Below are 15,307 nucleotides of genomic sequence, written 5' to 3' on the forward strand. Positions count from 1 at the left end.
GTTTGCTTAGGCAGTTCTTCTGGGAGGGGGAACGCATGAGCGACCAACAGAGCAAGCTGCTGTACGAAACCCTCAAGCATCGCTTCGGGTTCGATAGCTTTCGGCCGGGCCAGGAAGAAGTCGTGCGCGCCGCGCTCGACGGCCAGGACCTGCTCGCGATCATGCCGACCGGCGGCGGCAAGTCGCTGTGCTTCCAGCTGCCGGCGCTACTGCGCCGTGGCGTTACGCTGGTTGTCTCGCCGCTGATCGCGTTGATGCAGGACCAGGTTCGCCAGCTCGCGGACATGGGCATCCCAGCGACCTTCCTGAACTCGACGCTGGATGCCGCCGAGAGCAACCGGCGTCAACGCGAACTGCTGGCCGGCAACATCACCCTGCTCTACCTGGCGCCCGAACGCCTGCTGCAGCCGGAATTTCTGGAGGGCTTCCTGCGCCGCCTGCAGGACACCGTCGGCATCGCCGCGCTGGTCGTCGACGAGGCGCATTGCGTGTCCGAATGGGGCCACGACTTCCGTCCGGAATATCGCCAGATGGGCAGCGTGCGCGCGCGCCTGCCGGACATTCCGTGCTGGGCCTACACGGCGACAGCGACCGAGCGTGTGCGGCACGACATCGTCGTCCAGCTCGATCTGCAGCGCGCGCGCGTCCAGGTGGCGAGCTTCAATCGGCCCAACCTGCATTACGCAGTGCGCTTTCGCGACAAGCGCAGCTACGACGAATTGCTCGCGCAGGCGCGCAGCGGCGGCTCGGGCATCGTCTACTGTCTGTCGCGCAAGCGCGTCGAGGAAGTCGCCTATCGTCTGCAAGGCGACGGCATCGATGCCCTTCCCTACCACGCTGGCCTTGATGCAGGTACGCGGCAGGATCACCAGGAACGCTTCATCCGCGACGACGCGCAGGTGATCGTCGCGACAATTGCCTTCGGCATGGGCATCAACAAGCCCGACGTGCGCTGGGTCGTTCACTACGATCTGCCGCGCACCATCGAAGGCTATTACCAGGAAGCCGGCCGCGCGGGCCGCGACGGCGACAGCGCGCGCTGCACGCTCTACTTCGGGCCGGGCGACATCCGCACCGCCGAATTCCTCATTGCGCAGAAGGTCGATCCGGAAACCGGCGAGGCGCTCGAGCAGGAGCAACGCCTAGCCCGCCAGCAGCTGCGTCAGGTGCTCGACTACGCCGAAGCGACCGAATGCCGCCGTGCCGTGCAGCTGCGCTATTTCGGCGAGAACTTCGAACCGCCCTGCGGCGCCTGCGACAACTGCTGCGACCCGCGCACGACCGAAGACTGGACGCTCGAGGCGCAGCAGTTCCTGTCCTGCATCGCCCGCCTGTCGCAGCGCGGCCAGCGCTTCGGCGCCGCGTACATCATCGACCTGCTGCGCGGCGCGCAGACCGAGAAGATCCGCGCCAACGGCCACGAGTCATTGTCGACCTACGGTATCGGCAAGCAACGCACGCAGGACGACTGGCGCATGCTCGTCCGCACACTGCTGCACCGGAATCTGATCTCCGAAACCCAGGACGGCTTTCCGGTCCTGCGCCTCAACGAGCTGAGCCTCGAAGTGCTCAAGAACGGGCGCAAGGTCATCGTCCAGCGCGCCGCCGATGAGCGCGCCAAGCCGAAGGGCCGGCGCACTGCGAACCAGCAGGCCAATGCCGCTGCGGATGCCGGCGGCCTGTTCAGCGCCTTGCGCACGCTGCGCCAGCAACTCGCCAGCGAGCGCAAAGTGCCGCCTTATGTGATCTTCTCCGACGCCAGCCTGCGCGCGATGGCGGAGCACAAGCCCATGACTCTGGCCGAATTTGCGCAGATTTCCGGGGTTGGCGACAAGAAGCTGGAGCTGTACGGCCCGGCGTTCACCGAATTGATCGCAACCCACGGCATCGACGACGCTTGACCATCCGCCCGCAGAGTCCAGGCCCGCTGGCGCAACGGCAATAGGCAGTTCCGGCACCCGCCCGGATAATCCGCCGCATAGACCTTCCTTTCCTCCCTTTCAGGAGCATCGCCATGAAAACCCTGGGTCGCAAAGTCGCCATTCTCGGCGGCGCGCGCATTCCGTTTGCGCGTTCGAACACTGCCTATTCGACCAAGTCCAACCAGGACATGCTGACCGCCGCGTTCAAGGGCGTCGTCGACCGCTACCAGCTGCATGGCGAACGTCTCGGCGAAGTCGCCGCCGGCGCCGTGCTCAAGCATTCGCGTGATTTCAACCTGTGCCGCGAGTCGGTCATCTCGTCCGGCCTGTCGGCGGACACCGCCGCGTATGACGTGCAGATGGCCTGCGGCACCGGCCTGCAGGCGGCCATCAACGTCGCCAACAAGATCGCGCTCGGCCAGATCGAATCCGGCATGGCCGGCGGCGTCGACACGACGTCCGACGCGCCGATCGCGCTGAATGACAAGCTGCGCAAGATCCTGCTCGAAGCCAACCGCGCGAAGACCACCGGCCAGCGTCTGAAGGCGCTCGCCAAGTTCCGCCCGTCGATGCTCGCCCCAGCCACGCCGACCAATGGCGAACCGCGCACGCGCATGAGCATGGGCCAGCACTGCGAAGTGATGGCCAAGGAATGGAAGATCCGCCGCGAGGACCAGGATCTGCTCGCCTACGAATCGCACCAGAAAGCGGCCGCCGCCTACGAAGCCGGTTTCTACGACGATCTGATCGTGCCGTTCGCCGGCCTCAATCGCGACAACAACCTGCGTCCGGAAATTTCGCTGGAAAAGCTGGCGTCGCTCGGCCCGGCCTTTGACCGCAAGTCCGGCAATGGCACGCTGACCGCCGGCAATTCGACGCCGCTGACCGATGGCGCCTCCGCCGTCCTGCTCGCCAGCGAAGAGTGGGCCGCCGCCCATGGCCTCAAGCCGCTGGCTTACCTCACGCATGCCGAAACCGCGGGCGTCGACTTCGCCGGCAGCACCAAGGAAGGCCTGCTGATGGCGCCGGCCTACGCCGTGCCGCGCCTGCTCGCGCGCGCCGGACTGACGCTGCAGGATTTCGACTTCTATGAAATCCACGAAGCCTTCGCCGCGCAGGTGCTGTGCACGCTCAAGGCCTGGGAAGACCCGGTGTTCTGCAAGGAGCGCCTTGGCCTCGCCAAGCCGCTAGGCTCGATCGACCGCTCGAAGATGAACATCAAGGGCGGCAGCCTCGCCGCCGGTCACCCGTTTGCCGCAACCGGCGGCCGCATCCTTGCGACGCTGGCGAAGATCATCGACGAGAACGGCGGCGGTCGCGGCCTGATCTCGATCTGCGCCGCCGGCGGTCTCGGCGTCACGGCGATCGTCGAACGCGCCTGATCGCTGCACTGCGCACCTTGAACAAGAGGCCCGGGAAACCGGGCCTTTTTCATGGGCGACCGAAGAACTTCGCGGCATGGTCTGTGCACTGGTACCGAGGGCGCACAACAAGCACGGCCGTTAGAATGATCCAATGAACGAAACACCTGACTTCGATACCGCTGTTGAATCCACACCGGCAGGCCGCGTCGGCGTGCTGCTCGTCAATCTCGGCACGCCGGATGCGCCCACAGCATCGGCGATCCGCCGCTACCTGCGTGAATTCCTCAGCGACCGCCGCGTTGTCGAGATTCCACGCGCTGCCTGGCTGCCGATTCTCTACGGCTTCGTGCTTCCGTTCCGGCCGCGGCGCCTGCAGCACGCCTACGAAAGCATCTGGACCCAGGACGGTTCACCGCTGCTGGCCATCGGCCGCCGGCAGTGCGCCGCGCTACAGGAACACCTCGGCGCGCAGATTCCGGTCGCGCTGGGCATGCGCTATGGCAAGCCTTCGATTGCATCGGCGCTGCAGGAACTCGAGCAGCGCGGCGCGCGCGGCGTTCTTGTATTGCCGCTGTATCCGCAGTATTCCGCGACGACCACCGCAGCGGTGCTGGACTCGGTGATGGCGCATTACCGCCGGCAGCGCTGGATTCCGGAACTGCGCAGCATCCACAGCTATCACGCTGAGGAACTCTACATCGAATCCTTGGCCGCCTCGGTGCGCACCCATTGGGAAGTGCAGGGACAAGGCGAGCACCTGCTGCTGTCGTTCCACTCGATTCCGAAGCAATACTGCGACGCCGGCGATCCGTACTTCGACTACTGCGAAGAGACCGCCCGGCGTCTGGCGGCGGCGCTCGAACTGCCTGCCGGGCAATGGAGCGTCAGCTATCAGTCGCGCGTCGGTCGCGCGCAATGGTTATCGCCCTACACCGAAGAGCGCGTCACCGCCCTCGCCCGCTCGGGTGTGCGCAGTCTCGATGTGATCTGCCCGGGTTTCTCGGCCGATTGTCTGGAAACCCTGGAGGAAGTCGCGCTTCGCTACGGCAAGGATTTCCGCAGTGCCGGCGGTCAGGCGCTGCGCTACGTGCCCGCGCTCAACACCGATCCGCTGCACATCGAAGCGCTGGCGGATCTGGTGTCGCGCAGCATCGCCGGGTGGCAGCCCCCCGCCGCGGCAGCGGGTCCGGCGGCGCGGCCAGCGCCAACGCTCGAAGCCGCCGCCCCTTCCAGCGGACGCAGACAGCCAGGCCAGCGCATCGCACCCACGCTGTAGTTTCAGCCGCCTCGACCGCAGCCGCGTCGGCTCGGTCGTTTCAACCCAGAAGCGCCGGCGTTCCCGCCGGCTTCTTCAAAAGCATCAGGCACAAAAAAACCCCGCTGCTCACGCAGCGGGGTTTTGTTTTGCTACCGACTACCTGCGGCTTATTCCTTCTCAGCCGTGGTGCGGACTTCGGCGCGGCGGTTCAGCGCGCGGCCTTCATCCGTCTCGTTGGTCGCAACCGGCTTGGATTCGCCGTACGAGGTGGTGTCGATACGATCCGAAGCAACACCCTTACGCTCCAGGTACTGCTTGACCGCATTCGCACGACGCTCGCCGAGAGCCTGGTTGTAGCCATCGGTGCCGACCCAGTCGGTGTGACCATCGACCTTGACCTTCAGCGACGGGTGCTGTTCGGCCAGTTCGTTGATCGTCGAGGCGGCGTTGTCCAGCGTGGTCTGAGCGGTCGGCGTCAGCGTCGACTGGTCGAAGCCGAACAGAACGTCGGAGAAGCGGCGCTCGGCGCCCAGGGTCTTCACGTCCGTGCCCTTGGTCGGCTTGGTCGTGCTGGTCGCATCGGCAACGGTGTTGGCAGCCGAACCGAACGGAACGATGAAGCCGACGCGAACAATCACGTCTTCAAGCTTGTCTTCGAAAGCGTCGTCGTCCATCCAGCGGTAACGAGCATCAGCCAGCAGGCCGATCTTCGTGGTGTTGAACGGGTAGCTGTGGAAACCGACGCCAGCGTCGAAGAACGACTCGCCAGCGCTGCCAGCACCGTCGACCTTGGTACGCAGGTAACCAGCGCCCACGCCGACATACGGCTGGAACAGCTGGGCGCGGGAATAGACGAACTGGAAGTCGGCCTTGTAGCCGTTCTCTTCGACGTCACCCGAGCCGGTTTCAAAATCGTAGCTGTGCTGGAAAGCACTGAAATCGATGTTCAGGTAGCGCGTGATCGGCACGCCGGCGCCGACGAAGAAGCCCATACCGTCGTCCGTTTCGCGGTCGCTATCAGCAAACGAGTGCGAGTAGCCGCCCGAGAGCGTGAACTTCGGATAGACGTCATTTGCAGACGCCACCATCGGCACGGTCGCCATCACAGCAGCGGCAACAACATATCCCCTAACTTTCATTTAGACGCCCTCGTCAAATCCCTGAACGGTCAAGTAAACAAATACTTAATTCTTTTACAATTTTTTGCTACGGGCAGCCCATTTCTTCGGCAGCTTACCCATATCGTCCGGCTATCATACCGTCCGCCTTACATTTTTGCATCAGAAACCATGCTCAACAGCTTTTTGGACAGCTATCTGATCTTTCTCGCCAAATCGGCGACCATCGTGATCGTGCTTCTGTTGATCATTACTATGCTAATCAACACTGTACGTCAGCTGAACTCGATCCGCATGCCCGAGCAGCTGGACGTACGAGACCTGAACGCGAGGTTTCAGGGCCTCGCCGACGGCATCCGCGAATCGATCGCCAGCGACGCCGAGCGAAAGCAGCTGTCAAAGCGTCGCAAAAAGGAGGCCAAGGCGAAACAGAAAGGCGCCGCCACCCGCCAGCCGCGCATCTTCGTCATGAGCTTCAAGGGCGATCTGCACGCCCACGCCACCGAGTCGCTCCGCGAGGAAGTCAGCGCCATCCTGCAAGTTGCAGAGAACGGCGACGAGGTGCTGATGCGCCTGGAAAGCGAAGGTGGCCTGGTTCACGCCTACGGCCTGGCCGCCTCGCAGCTGGCGCGCTTCAAGCCGCGCGGCGTGCGCCTGACGGTCTCGGTCGACAAGGTCGCGGCGAGCGGCGGCTACATGATGGCCTGCGTTGCAGATCGCATCATTGCCGCCCCTTTCGCGGTGCTCGGTTCGATCGGCGTCGTCGCGCAGCTGCCCAACTTCAACCGGCTGCTGAAGAAGCTCGATGTTGATTACGAACTGCATACCGCCGGCGAGTTCAAGCGCACGCTGACGCTGTTCGGTCAGAACACTGAAGAAGGGCGTGAGAAATTCCAGGAAGAGATCGACCAGACCCACGCGCTGTTCAAGGCATTCGTCGGCGAACACCGCCCGCAGCTCGATCTCGCCAGAGTTGCTACCGGCGAGCACTGGTTCGGCTCGCAGGCGCTGGAACTGAAGCTGGTCGATGCGATCGAAACCAGCGACGACTTCCTGATGCAGCGGGTCGACAGCGCGGAATTGATCGAACTGCAGTTCCAGCGCCGCAAGTCCTTGTCGGATCGCCTGTCTCGCGGCATGGTTCGCGTCGGCAGCGGCTTGCGCCGCGGCCTGCAGGACAGCGCCAACGCGCGCTGGCAGTGATGTCGCAAGCCTCTCCACTCAATAAGAAAGCATGGGACAGATGACATGAAACTCACCAGCACCAGCTTCCGTCCGAACGGCCGCATTCCGGGCCGCTGCGCCTTCGCGGTGCAATCGCCACGCACTCACGTCAGCCTCAGCGACAACCGCAATCCGCATCTGCAATGGTCGGGTGCGCCGGCCGGCACCCGCAGCTTCGTGTTGACCTGCATCGACAGCGACGCCCCGACCCGCCCGGACGACGTCAACCAGGCTGGCCGCGAAGTGCCCGCGGAACTGCCGCGCGCCGAATTCGTGCATTGGCTGATGGTGGACATTCCCGCATCGCTGCACGAGATCGCCGAGGGCAGCTGCTCTGTTGGCGTCGTCGCCCACGGCAAGTCGCAGCCGGCCGGCCCGGCCGGCAGCCGCCAGGGCGTCAACGACTACAGCGGCTGGTTTGCCGGCGACCAGCAGATGGCCGGCACCTATCTGGGCTATGACGGCCCCTGCCCGCCCTGGAACGACGCACGCGCGCACCGTTATACGTTCGAGGTCCTGGCGACCGACCTCGAGCACTGCAAGCTCGCCGATGGATTCAAGCTGGCGGACCTGCGTGCCGCACTGCAGGGACACATTCTCGACCGCGCCAGCATCGTCGGCCGCTACAGTCTGAACCCGCGCATTCGCCTGCGCTGACCCGTAATGACCCCGCGAATTCACGCTCAGTTCACCGCGATCACCGTGAACTGTGCGTGAACCCGGCCGGACCGGCATCCGATGAACCGGCTGGGAAACTCGCACACACATCCGCTGTCTTAGCGCCGCTGCCGCACCGGCAGACCCGATTCGAGAAGGAAGACGATGTCCAAAGAATTTGCCGTGAAGATCTTTGCGCCGATCGCAGTGTCGGCGTCGGTACTGGCTTCAGCTTTCATGCTGTCCGGCGCGCCGCCCGCGGCGCATGCCGACATTCCCCTGACCGCGCCCTCGTCGCAGGGCATGCCCTCGCTGGCGCCGATGCTCAAGAAGGTCATGCCCGGCGTCGTCAATATCGCCGTCACCGGCGAGATCGAGCAGCAGCAGAACCCGTTCATGGACGATCCGATGTTCCGCCGCTTCTTCGGCATGCCGGATACGCCGCAACCGCAGGAGCGCGAGTTCCAGTCGGTCGGCTCGGGCGTCGTCGTCGATGCCGCGAAAGGCTACATCCTGACCAACAACCATGTCGTCGAGAAGGCGACGAAACTCAAGGTTCGCCTCAATGACGACCGCGAGTTCGACGCCAAGCTGGTCGGTCGCGACGCCGACACCGACATCGCGGTGCTGCAGGTCGAAGCCGACAACCTCGTCGCGATTCCGGTCGGCGATTCCGACGGCCTGCAGGTCGGCGACTTCGTCGTCGCGATCGGCTCGCCGTTCGATCTGCGCCAGACCGTCACCAGCGGCATCGTCAGCGCGCTCGGCCGCACCGGCGTCAGCAACGGCTATGGCGATTTCATCCAGACCGACGCCTCGATCAATCCGGGCAATTCCGGCGGCGCGCTAGTCGATCTCAACGGTCGCCTGGTTGGCATTCCGTCGATGATCTACTCGCGCTCCGGTGGCAACATCGGCATCGGCTTCGCGATTCCGGTCAGCACCGCCAAGGGCATCATGTCGCAGCTGATCGAGCACGGCGAGGTCCAGCGCGGCCGCATCGGCGTCACCGGTCAGGACCTGACGCCGGAGCTGGCCAAGGCCTTCGGCCTGAAGGAAGCGCATGGCGCGGTCGTCACCCGCGTGCTGCCGAAGTCGCCCGCCGACAAGGCCGGCGTGCTGGCCGAGGATCTGATCCTGTCAGCCAACGGCAAGAACATCGAAACCTTTGCGCAGCTGCGCAACATCGTCGGCCTGATGCGGGTCGGCGAAACGGTCGAGCTCAAGGTGCTGCGCGACGGCAAGCCGAAGACCTTGAAGATCACGATCGGCAAGGATGACGAAGCCGCCGCGGCCGGCGAAGAGCTGCATCCGCGCCTTGCCGGTGCAACCTTCGCACCGGTCGACGACAGCGCCAAGAACAGCGGCGCCGATCAGGGCATCGTGATCCAGGCGATTGCGCAGGGCTCGCCGGCGGCGCGCTCCGGCCTGCGTCAGGGCGACGTGATCCTGTCGGTCAACCGCAAGCCGGTGACGACGATGGACGAGTTCCGCGAGCTGGCCAAGAACAAGGGCCAGCTGCTGCTGCACGTCCGGCGTGGCCAGGGTGCGATGTTCCTGCTGCTGCAATAACCCAGCATCGGCAAATCGCCGCAAAGGGCGCCGGTCAAACCGGCGCCCTTTTGTGTTTGCAGCACCCCATTTCAGGCGGACGCGGCGGGGCCGTATACTGACCATCCGCAGTTTTTGTATTCTGGCCACCATGATCGACGCCGAAGTCCAGCAGCTCGAGGAACGTATCCAGCGCCTGCTCGCTGCGTACCGGCAGACGCGGCTGGAGCAGAAGCGCGCACTGCAGGAACGCGATCGCCTGCTGGCGCTCAATGCCGAACTGCGGCGGCGGATCGAAGGCATCGTCGATCGCGTGCGCTCGCTCGAATCGGAGCAACAACTGTGAGCATCCAGAAATCCGCAGACGAGCCGCTGAGCGTCACCGTGCGCATCATGGGCAAGGAATACACTGTCGTCTGCCCGCCGGACGAGCACGAAGCGCTGGTCAAGTCGGCCGACTATCTGAACGAGCGCATGACGACGATCCGCCGTCGCGGCAAGGCGCTCGGCACCGAAAAGATCGCGGTGATGGCGGCGCTCAACATTGCGCGCGAGCTGCTTGAAATCAAAGGTGTCGAAGGCGTCGCCACGGCCAGCCCGCAATCGGTACAGCGCCTGCGCCAGCTGTCGCTCGATATCGACTCGACGTTGTCGCTCGAGTAGTTCAGCTCATGTACCGCCACAGGTGGTATTCTGTGCGCGTGTCTCCTGCGGTGTCCGACAACTGGTCTGGAACCCTTGAGCCTATTTATTAACCCCGGGAACTTAACCCTGCCGGGCGTGCAGGCCCACCTCGTAGTGGGAAGCCCGATGGCAGGACGCGGTGCCCACTTGAGACTACAGTCTCAAGGTCAGTGACCGGATGACGGCACAGGCGGGAGACACCTTTGAATTAAAGCGCGCGCTGCGCCGCGAACTGCGGTTGCGGCGCGCTGCCGTTTCCGCGCCCCTGCGCACGCGCGCCGCGTGGCGAGCATTGCGGAACATGACCCGCCAGCGGTGCTGGCAGCAGGCCAGATCCGTGGCGCTGTATCTCGCTTACGGCAGCGAGCTGCCGACCCAGCCGTTGATCGAGCGAGCCTGGGCCGAACGCAAGCAGGTGTTCGTTCCACGAATCAGCGGCGATGGCCTGATGCTGTTCGTCGCGCTGACGCCGACGACCGCGCTGCGGCGCAATCGCTTCGGCATCGAGGAACCTGCCGGTCGCGCGATTCACCAGCCGCTGGCGGCACTCGATCTTCTGCTGGTCCCACTGGTCGGTTTCGATGCCCAAGGCTATCGTCTCGGAACCGGCGGCGGATTCTACGACCGCAAGCTCCAGCGACGCCTGCCGCAACGCCCGCTGTGCCTGGGCTGGGCGCTGTCGCTGCAACAAGTTTCTGCCGTACCGCGCGATCCCTGGGATCAGCGCCTCGACGGCATCGTCACTGAAAGAGGAATCAAATGGCCTACTGGCTGATGAAATCGGAACCCGACTGCTTCTCGATCGACGATCTCGCTTCGCGCCCGAAGCAGACCGAGAAATGGGATGGGGTGCGCAATTACCAGGTGCGCAACATGTTCCGCGATCAGATGAAGAAGGGCGACAAGGCCTTTTTCTATCACTCCAGCTGCGAAGTGCCCGCGGTGGTCGGCGTCATGACGATCGCATCCGACGCTTATCCGGATCCGACCCAATTCGATCCGAAGGCCGATCACTATGATCCGAAATCGAATCGGGAAGACCCGCGCTGGCTGCTGGTCGACGTCAAGTTCGAGCGCAAGCTGAAGGCGCCGGTCAGCCTCGCGACGCTGCGTCAGCACGAGAAGCAGCTGAAGGGCATGCTGCTGCTCGCGCCCGGCTCACGCCTGTCGGTGACCCCGGTGCGCGAAGACCACTGGAACTACGTGCTCAAGCTCGCCGGCTGAGATTCTGTCTTGTGTAGCCCGGGTGCAACCCGGGTTTCACCCGGGCTACAGGAAATTCAGTCGGTTCCCAGGAACAGCTGATACGCCGGGTTGTCGCTTTCCTCGGCGTAGTCGTAGCCGAGTGAATCCAGCGTGCGCCGGCACTCCGCCCACTCCTTCTTCGGCACCTGCAGGCCGCACAGCACGCGGCCATTGGCGGCACCGTGGTTGCGGTAATGGAACAGCGAGATGTTCCAGCGTGAGCCGATCGCCTGCAGGAAGTCGATCGCCGCGCCGGGGCGCTCCGGAAATTCGAAGCGGAACAAGCGCTCGTCGGGCAGGCCCTGACAGCGACCGCCGACCATGAAGCGCACATGCTCCTTGGCCATCTCGTTACCGGACATGTCGACCACCGCGTAGCCATGCCCGCGCAGACCGTCGATCAGCGCGGCACGCTGCTCGGCGCCGTCGCTGAGCTTGATGCCGACAAAAATGTGCGCCTGCTGCGGCGAGGCGTAGCGATAGTTGAACTCGGTGACCGCGCGCTTGCCGATCTGCTTGAGGAAGCGCTTGAACGAACCCGGCGCCTCGGCAATCGTCACCGCGAGCAGGACCTCGGCGTCGTCGCCCAGTTCGGCGCGCTCGGCGATGTGGCGTAGCCGGTCGAAATTGACGTTGGCGCCGGACACGATCGCGGCGAGGTTCTGGTTCTTGACGCCGTTCTCGATGACCCAGCGCTTGATGCCGGCAACGGCCAGCGCACCGGCCGGTTCGGGCAGCGCGCGGCGGTCGTAGAAGATGTCGCGCGTCGCAGCGCAGATCTCGTCGACGCTGACCGTCACGCAGTCGTCGACCAGATGCCGTGCGACACGGAAATTCTCTTCGCCGATCTGCTTGACCGCGACGCCGTCGGCGAACAGTCCCACTTGCGGCAGGACGACGCGGCGGCCGGCCTGCATCGCCGCCTGAAAGCAATTCGAATCCGCAGGCTCGACCGCGATCACCTTGATGCCGGGCCGCACCGCCTTGACCCAGGCCGCGACGCCCGCGAGCAAGCCACCGCCGCCAACCGGCACGAAGATCGCGTCGAGATCGCCGCACTGCTCCAGCATCTCGCGCGCGACCGTGCCCTGCCCGGCAATCACGTCCGGATCATCGTAGGGGTGGATCAGCGTCATGCCTTTTTCGGCGGCCAGCCCCAGCGCGTGCTCGCGCGCATCGTCGTAGGCATCGCCATGCAGGATCGCCTTGCCGCCGAGCGCACGCACGGAGTCGACCTTGACCCCCGGCGTCGTCCGCGGCATCACGATCCAGGCCGTCAGACCGAGCTTCTTGGCCGCCAGCGCAACGCCCTGCGCATGATTGCCGGCCGAGGCAGTGACGACGCCGCGCGCACGCTCGGCGGCGCTGAGCTGCGCCATGCGGTTGTAGGCGCCGCGCAGCTTGAAGGAATGCACCGCCTGCGTGTCCTCGCGCTTGAGCAGGATGCGATTGCCGAGACGCTGCGACAGCTTGGGCGCCTCGTCGAGCGCGCTGACGATGGCAACGTCGTAGACCCGCGCGGCTTCGATACGTGCGCGATAGCTTTCCAGCAGGCGGGACAGTTCGGGGGCGGCTTTGGCCCGGGACGGCGGATTCAAGGGGACCCCTGCGCCTTTTTCAGGCGGACAACGTGGATGAGCTTGGCAATGCAATGCCCTATCATACCGCGCAGCTTCCCGGGCCCGCCCTTGTACGAGCGGGGGCCTGGCCCCATACGAACCCGACAAACACCCCACCCTGACGCTCATGCATCCGGTCATTGCATTCATTGGCGGCGGCAACATGGCAGCGAGCCTGATCGGCGGACTGCGTGCGGCCGGTCGCCCGGCGGACAGCCTGCGCGTGGTCGAGATCAGCGCCGAACGCTGCAACTGGCTGCGCCAGGAGTTCGGCGTCAGCGCCGGCACCGATGCGGCGACTGCGACCGCCGGTGCCGCGGCCGTGGTGCTGGCCGTCAAGCCGCAACAGATGCAGGAAGTCTGCAGCGGCCTCAAGCTGGCCCCTGGCACCGTCGTGATTTCGATTGCCGCCGGTGTGCGCCTCGACAGCCTGCAACGCTGGCTCGGCGACGGTCATCATTACATTCGCTGCATGCCCAACACGCCGGCCCTGCTGCAGGCCGGCATCACCGGACTCTATGCGGCGGCGCAGACCAGCGCCGCGGCGCGTGAACTGGCTCAGGCCGTTCTGAATGCCGCCGGCGCCTGCGTCTGGGTCGATACCGAAACCCAGCTCGACGCGGTCACCGCGCTGTCCGGCTCCGGTCCGGCGTATTTCTTCCTGCTCACCGAAGTACTGCGCGAAGCCGGCATCGCACTCGGCCTGCCCGCCGAGACCGCCGCGCAACTGGCCGAACAGACCTTCATCGGCTCGGCGCGCATGGCCGGCGGCGATGTCGACGTCAGCGAACTGCGCCGCCGGGTGACGTCGAAGGGCGGCACGACCGAAGCGGCCGTCAATCATCTGCTCGCGGCGGGCATCCAGCCGCTGTTCAACGCCGCGCTGGATGCGGCAGCAAAGCGCGGCGCCGAGCTCGGCGCCCAACTCGACCAGCAGGTGGCTTGAACATGGGCGCCAACGCCTCCAACGCGCTGTTGTTCCTGGTCACGACCTTCTTCGATCTGCTGCTGTGGGCGTTCATGCTGCGCATCCTGCTGCAGTGGGTCCGCGCCGACTTCTACAATCCGATCTCGCAGCTGATCTGGAAAGTGACGCGCTATCCGACCGACTGGATGCGGCCTTACGTGCCGAACGTGCGCAACGTCAACACCGCCGCGGCCATCGTCGTGGTCGTGATCGCGGTGATCTACGTGTTCTCGATCTTCTCGGTCATCGCCCCCAACGGCACCAGCCTCGATCCGTTGTCGGCGCTGTGGTACGCGCTGCTCAAGATTGCCGTGCTGCTCGTCAATCTCTACACGTTCACGATCTTCATCCAGGCGATCATGTCCTGGCTCGGACCGGGCGTCAGCAACCCGGCGAGCAATGTGCTGTGGAGCATCAACGAGCCGCTGCTGCGACCGGCGCGTCGCATCATTCCGCCGCTGTCGGGCCTGGATCTGTCGCCGATGGTCGTCATCGTCCTGCTGCAGGTGCTCAACCGCCTGCTGCCGCTGCCGGGTGCCTTCCGTTAGTGGAAAAAAGCTTCCCGCCTGATTCCGTCGGCCTGGTCACGCCCCGGCGCATCGCCATCGAGCAGGCGATGATGCTCGACTGCGGCCGTCAGCTCGACCGCCACGATCTGATGGTCGAAACCTACGGCACGCTCAATGCCGAGCGCAGCAATGCAGTGCTGGTCTGCCATGCGCTGTCGGGCGATCACCATGCGGCCGGCTACCACGATGCCGACCAGAGCAAGCCCGGCTGGTGGGAGAGCGCCATCGGCCCCGGCAAGGCGATCGACACCCGGCGTTTCTTCGTCGTGTCGCTGAACAATCTCGGCGGCTGCAAGGGTTCGACCGGACCGAACACGATCAATCCGGAAACCGGCGCGCCGTACGGCCCGGACTTCCCGCTGCTGACCGTGCGCGACTGGGTGCGCTCGCAGGCACTGCTTGCCGACTATCTCGGCATCGAGCGCTGGGCCGCGATCATCGGCGGCTCGCTCGGCGGCATGCAGGTCATGCAGTGGTCCATCGATCTGCCCGAGCGCGTCGCGCATGCGGTCGTCATCGCCAGTGCGCCGCAGCTGTCGGCGCAGAACATCGCCTTCAACGAGATCGCGCGCCAGGCCATCCTGTCCGACAACGATTTTCATGGCGGGCGCTTCTACGAACATGGCGTCGTGCCTTCGCATGGGCTCAAGCTCGCGCGCATGCTCGGCCACATCACCTATCTGTCGGACGCCGCCATGCGCGCCAAGTTCGGCAACGATCTCAAGGCGGCGCCGACGTTCAACTTCGATGTCGAGTTCGAAGTCGAAAGCTACCTGCGCTACCAGGGCCAGTCCTTCGTCGATCGCTTTGACGCCAACACCTATCTGCTGATGACCAAGGCGCTCGACTACTTCGATCCGGCACGCGAGTTCGGCGACGACCTCGCCGCGGCGTTCCGCAAGGCCAGCGCGCGCTTTCTGGTTGTCGCCTTCTCCAGCGACTGGCGTTTTTCGCCGGCGCGCTCGCGCGAGATCGTCCAGGCACTGGTTCGCGCCGGTCGCGATTGCTCGTATGCGCTGATCGACTCGCAGCTCGGCCACGACGATTTCCTGATGCCGATTCCGCAGTACCAGCGCGTGCTCGGCGACTACCTGGCGCGCGTCGCCAGCGAGGTCGGCGCATGAGCCCG

Annotated in this window: 15 protein-coding genes and 1 other RNA gene; 14 read left to right on the plus strand and 2 right to left on the minus strand. The window is 64.9% G+C overall.

What is annotated here, in order from left to right; genetic code table 11:
- The first annotated feature begins 35 nt into the window (after window positions 1–35).
- From recQ to hemH, 3 genes are all read left to right on the plus strand, one after another.
- The gene (gene recQ / locus AC3WUF_RS10355; RefSeq protein WP_492425154.1) at window positions 36–1,901 is read left to right on the plus strand and encodes a DNA helicase RecQ; all 1,866 of its coding nucleotides are present in this window, start codon (window positions 36–38) and stop codon (window positions 1,899–1,901) included.
- 113 nt (window positions 1,902–2,014) lie between these two features.
- The gene (locus AC3WUF_RS10360) at window positions 2,015–3,304 is read left to right on the plus strand and encodes an acetyl-CoA C-acetyltransferase (RefSeq protein ID WP_492425156.1); all 1,290 of its coding nucleotides are present in this window, start codon (window positions 2,015–2,017) and stop codon (window positions 3,302–3,304) included.
- Window positions 3,305–3,437: 133 nt separating this feature from the next.
- Complete coding sequence (gene hemH / locus AC3WUF_RS10365) at window positions 3,438–4,562, plus strand: ferrochelatase (protein ID WP_492425158.1); 1,125 nt, start codon at window positions 3,438–3,440, stop codon at window positions 4,560–4,562.
- A 149-nt stretch (window positions 4,563–4,711) separates the two neighbouring features.
- Here the strand turns inward: hemH and AC3WUF_RS10370 are convergent, their stop codons facing one another.
- Window positions 4,712–5,683 carry an OmpA family protein gene (locus AC3WUF_RS10370; RefSeq protein ID WP_492425160.1) on the minus strand — a complete coding sequence of 324 codons (972 nt, stop codon included), beginning with the start codon at window positions 5,681–5,683 and terminating at the stop codon, window positions 4,712–4,714.
- Window positions 5,684–5,833: 150 nt separating this feature from the next.
- On the opposite strand from AC3WUF_RS10370, the gene sohB reads away from it, so the two are divergent.
- The 8 genes from sohB (at window position 5,834) to AC3WUF_RS10410 (ending at window position 11,002) form a co-directional block, all read left to right on the plus strand.
- Window positions 5,834–6,865 carry a protease SohB gene (gene sohB, locus AC3WUF_RS10375; RefSeq protein WP_492425162.1) on the plus strand — a complete coding sequence of 344 codons (1,032 nt, stop codon included), beginning with the start codon at window positions 5,834–5,836 and terminating at the stop codon, window positions 6,863–6,865.
- 45 nt (window positions 6,866–6,910) lie between these two features.
- Entirely contained in the window at window positions 6,911–7,543 is a 633-nt protein-coding gene (locus AC3WUF_RS10380) for a YbhB/YbcL family Raf kinase inhibitor-like protein (protein WP_492425164.1), read from the plus strand.
- A 165-nt stretch (window positions 7,544–7,708) separates the two neighbouring features.
- On the plus strand, window positions 7,709–9,115 hold the full coding sequence (locus tag AC3WUF_RS10385) for a DegQ family serine endoprotease (RefSeq protein ID WP_492425166.1): 1,407 nt from the start codon (window positions 7,709–7,711) through the stop codon (window positions 9,113–9,115).
- 130 nt (window positions 9,116–9,245) lie between these two features.
- Entirely contained in the window at window positions 9,246–9,440 is a 195-nt protein-coding gene (locus AC3WUF_RS10390; RefSeq protein ID WP_492425168.1) for a hypothetical protein, read from the plus strand.
- Entirely contained in the window at window positions 9,437–9,757 is a 321-nt protein-coding gene (locus tag AC3WUF_RS10395; RefSeq protein WP_492425170.1) for a cell division protein ZapA, read from the plus strand. The genes AC3WUF_RS10390 and AC3WUF_RS10395 overlap by 4 nt, the downstream gene beginning before the upstream one ends.
- Before the next feature lie 39 nt (window positions 9,758–9,796).
- A non-coding RNA gene (gene ssrS / locus AC3WUF_RS10400) (6S RNA) lies at window positions 9,797–9,979 on the plus strand.
- A gap of 19 nt (window positions 9,980–9,998) precedes the next feature.
- A complete protein-coding gene (locus AC3WUF_RS10405; protein WP_492425615.1) occupies window positions 9,999–10,553 on the plus strand; it encodes a 5-formyltetrahydrofolate cyclo-ligase in 555 nt (184 codons plus the stop codon).
- Window positions 10,538–11,002: an EVE domain-containing protein gene (locus AC3WUF_RS10410; RefSeq protein ID WP_492425172.1), complete on the plus strand. Its 465-nt coding sequence runs from the start codon at window positions 10,538–10,540 to the stop codon at window positions 11,000–11,002. Before AC3WUF_RS10405 ends, AC3WUF_RS10410 begins: the two co-directional genes overlap by 16 nt.
- A gap of 56 nt (window positions 11,003–11,058) precedes the next feature.
- Here the strand turns inward: AC3WUF_RS10410 and ilvA are convergent, their stop codons facing one another.
- Window positions 11,059–12,576, minus strand: coding sequence for a threonine ammonia-lyase, biosynthetic (gene ilvA, locus AC3WUF_RS10415; RefSeq protein ID WP_492425616.1), 1,518 nt, complete (start codon window positions 12,574–12,576; stop codon window positions 11,059–11,061).
- A 193-nt stretch (window positions 12,577–12,769) separates the two neighbouring features.
- Between ilvA and proC the strand changes: the two genes are divergently transcribed.
- From proC to metX, 3 genes are read left to right on the plus strand one after another with little or no spacing between them, the layout of a single operon-like run.
- Window positions 12,770–13,588 carry a pyrroline-5-carboxylate reductase gene (gene proC / locus AC3WUF_RS10420; RefSeq protein ID WP_492425174.1) on the plus strand — a complete coding sequence of 273 codons (819 nt, stop codon included), beginning with the start codon at window positions 12,770–12,772 and terminating at the stop codon, window positions 13,586–13,588.
- Window positions 13,589–13,590: 2 nt separating this feature from the next.
- Window positions 13,591–14,157 carry a YggT family protein gene (locus AC3WUF_RS10425; RefSeq protein WP_492425176.1) on the plus strand — a complete coding sequence of 189 codons (567 nt, stop codon included), beginning with the start codon at window positions 13,591–13,593 and terminating at the stop codon, window positions 14,155–14,157.
- Window positions 14,157–15,302 carry a homoserine O-succinyltransferase MetX gene (gene metX, locus AC3WUF_RS10430; RefSeq protein ID WP_492425178.1) on the plus strand — a complete coding sequence of 382 codons (1,146 nt, stop codon included), beginning with the start codon at window positions 14,157–14,159 and terminating at the stop codon, window positions 15,300–15,302. Before AC3WUF_RS10425 ends, metX begins: the two co-directional genes overlap by 1 nt.
- The last annotated feature ends 5 nt before the right edge of the window (window positions 15,303–15,307 follow it).

The sequence above is a fragment of the Fontimonas sp. FW305-C-3 genome, assembly GCF_058783185.1.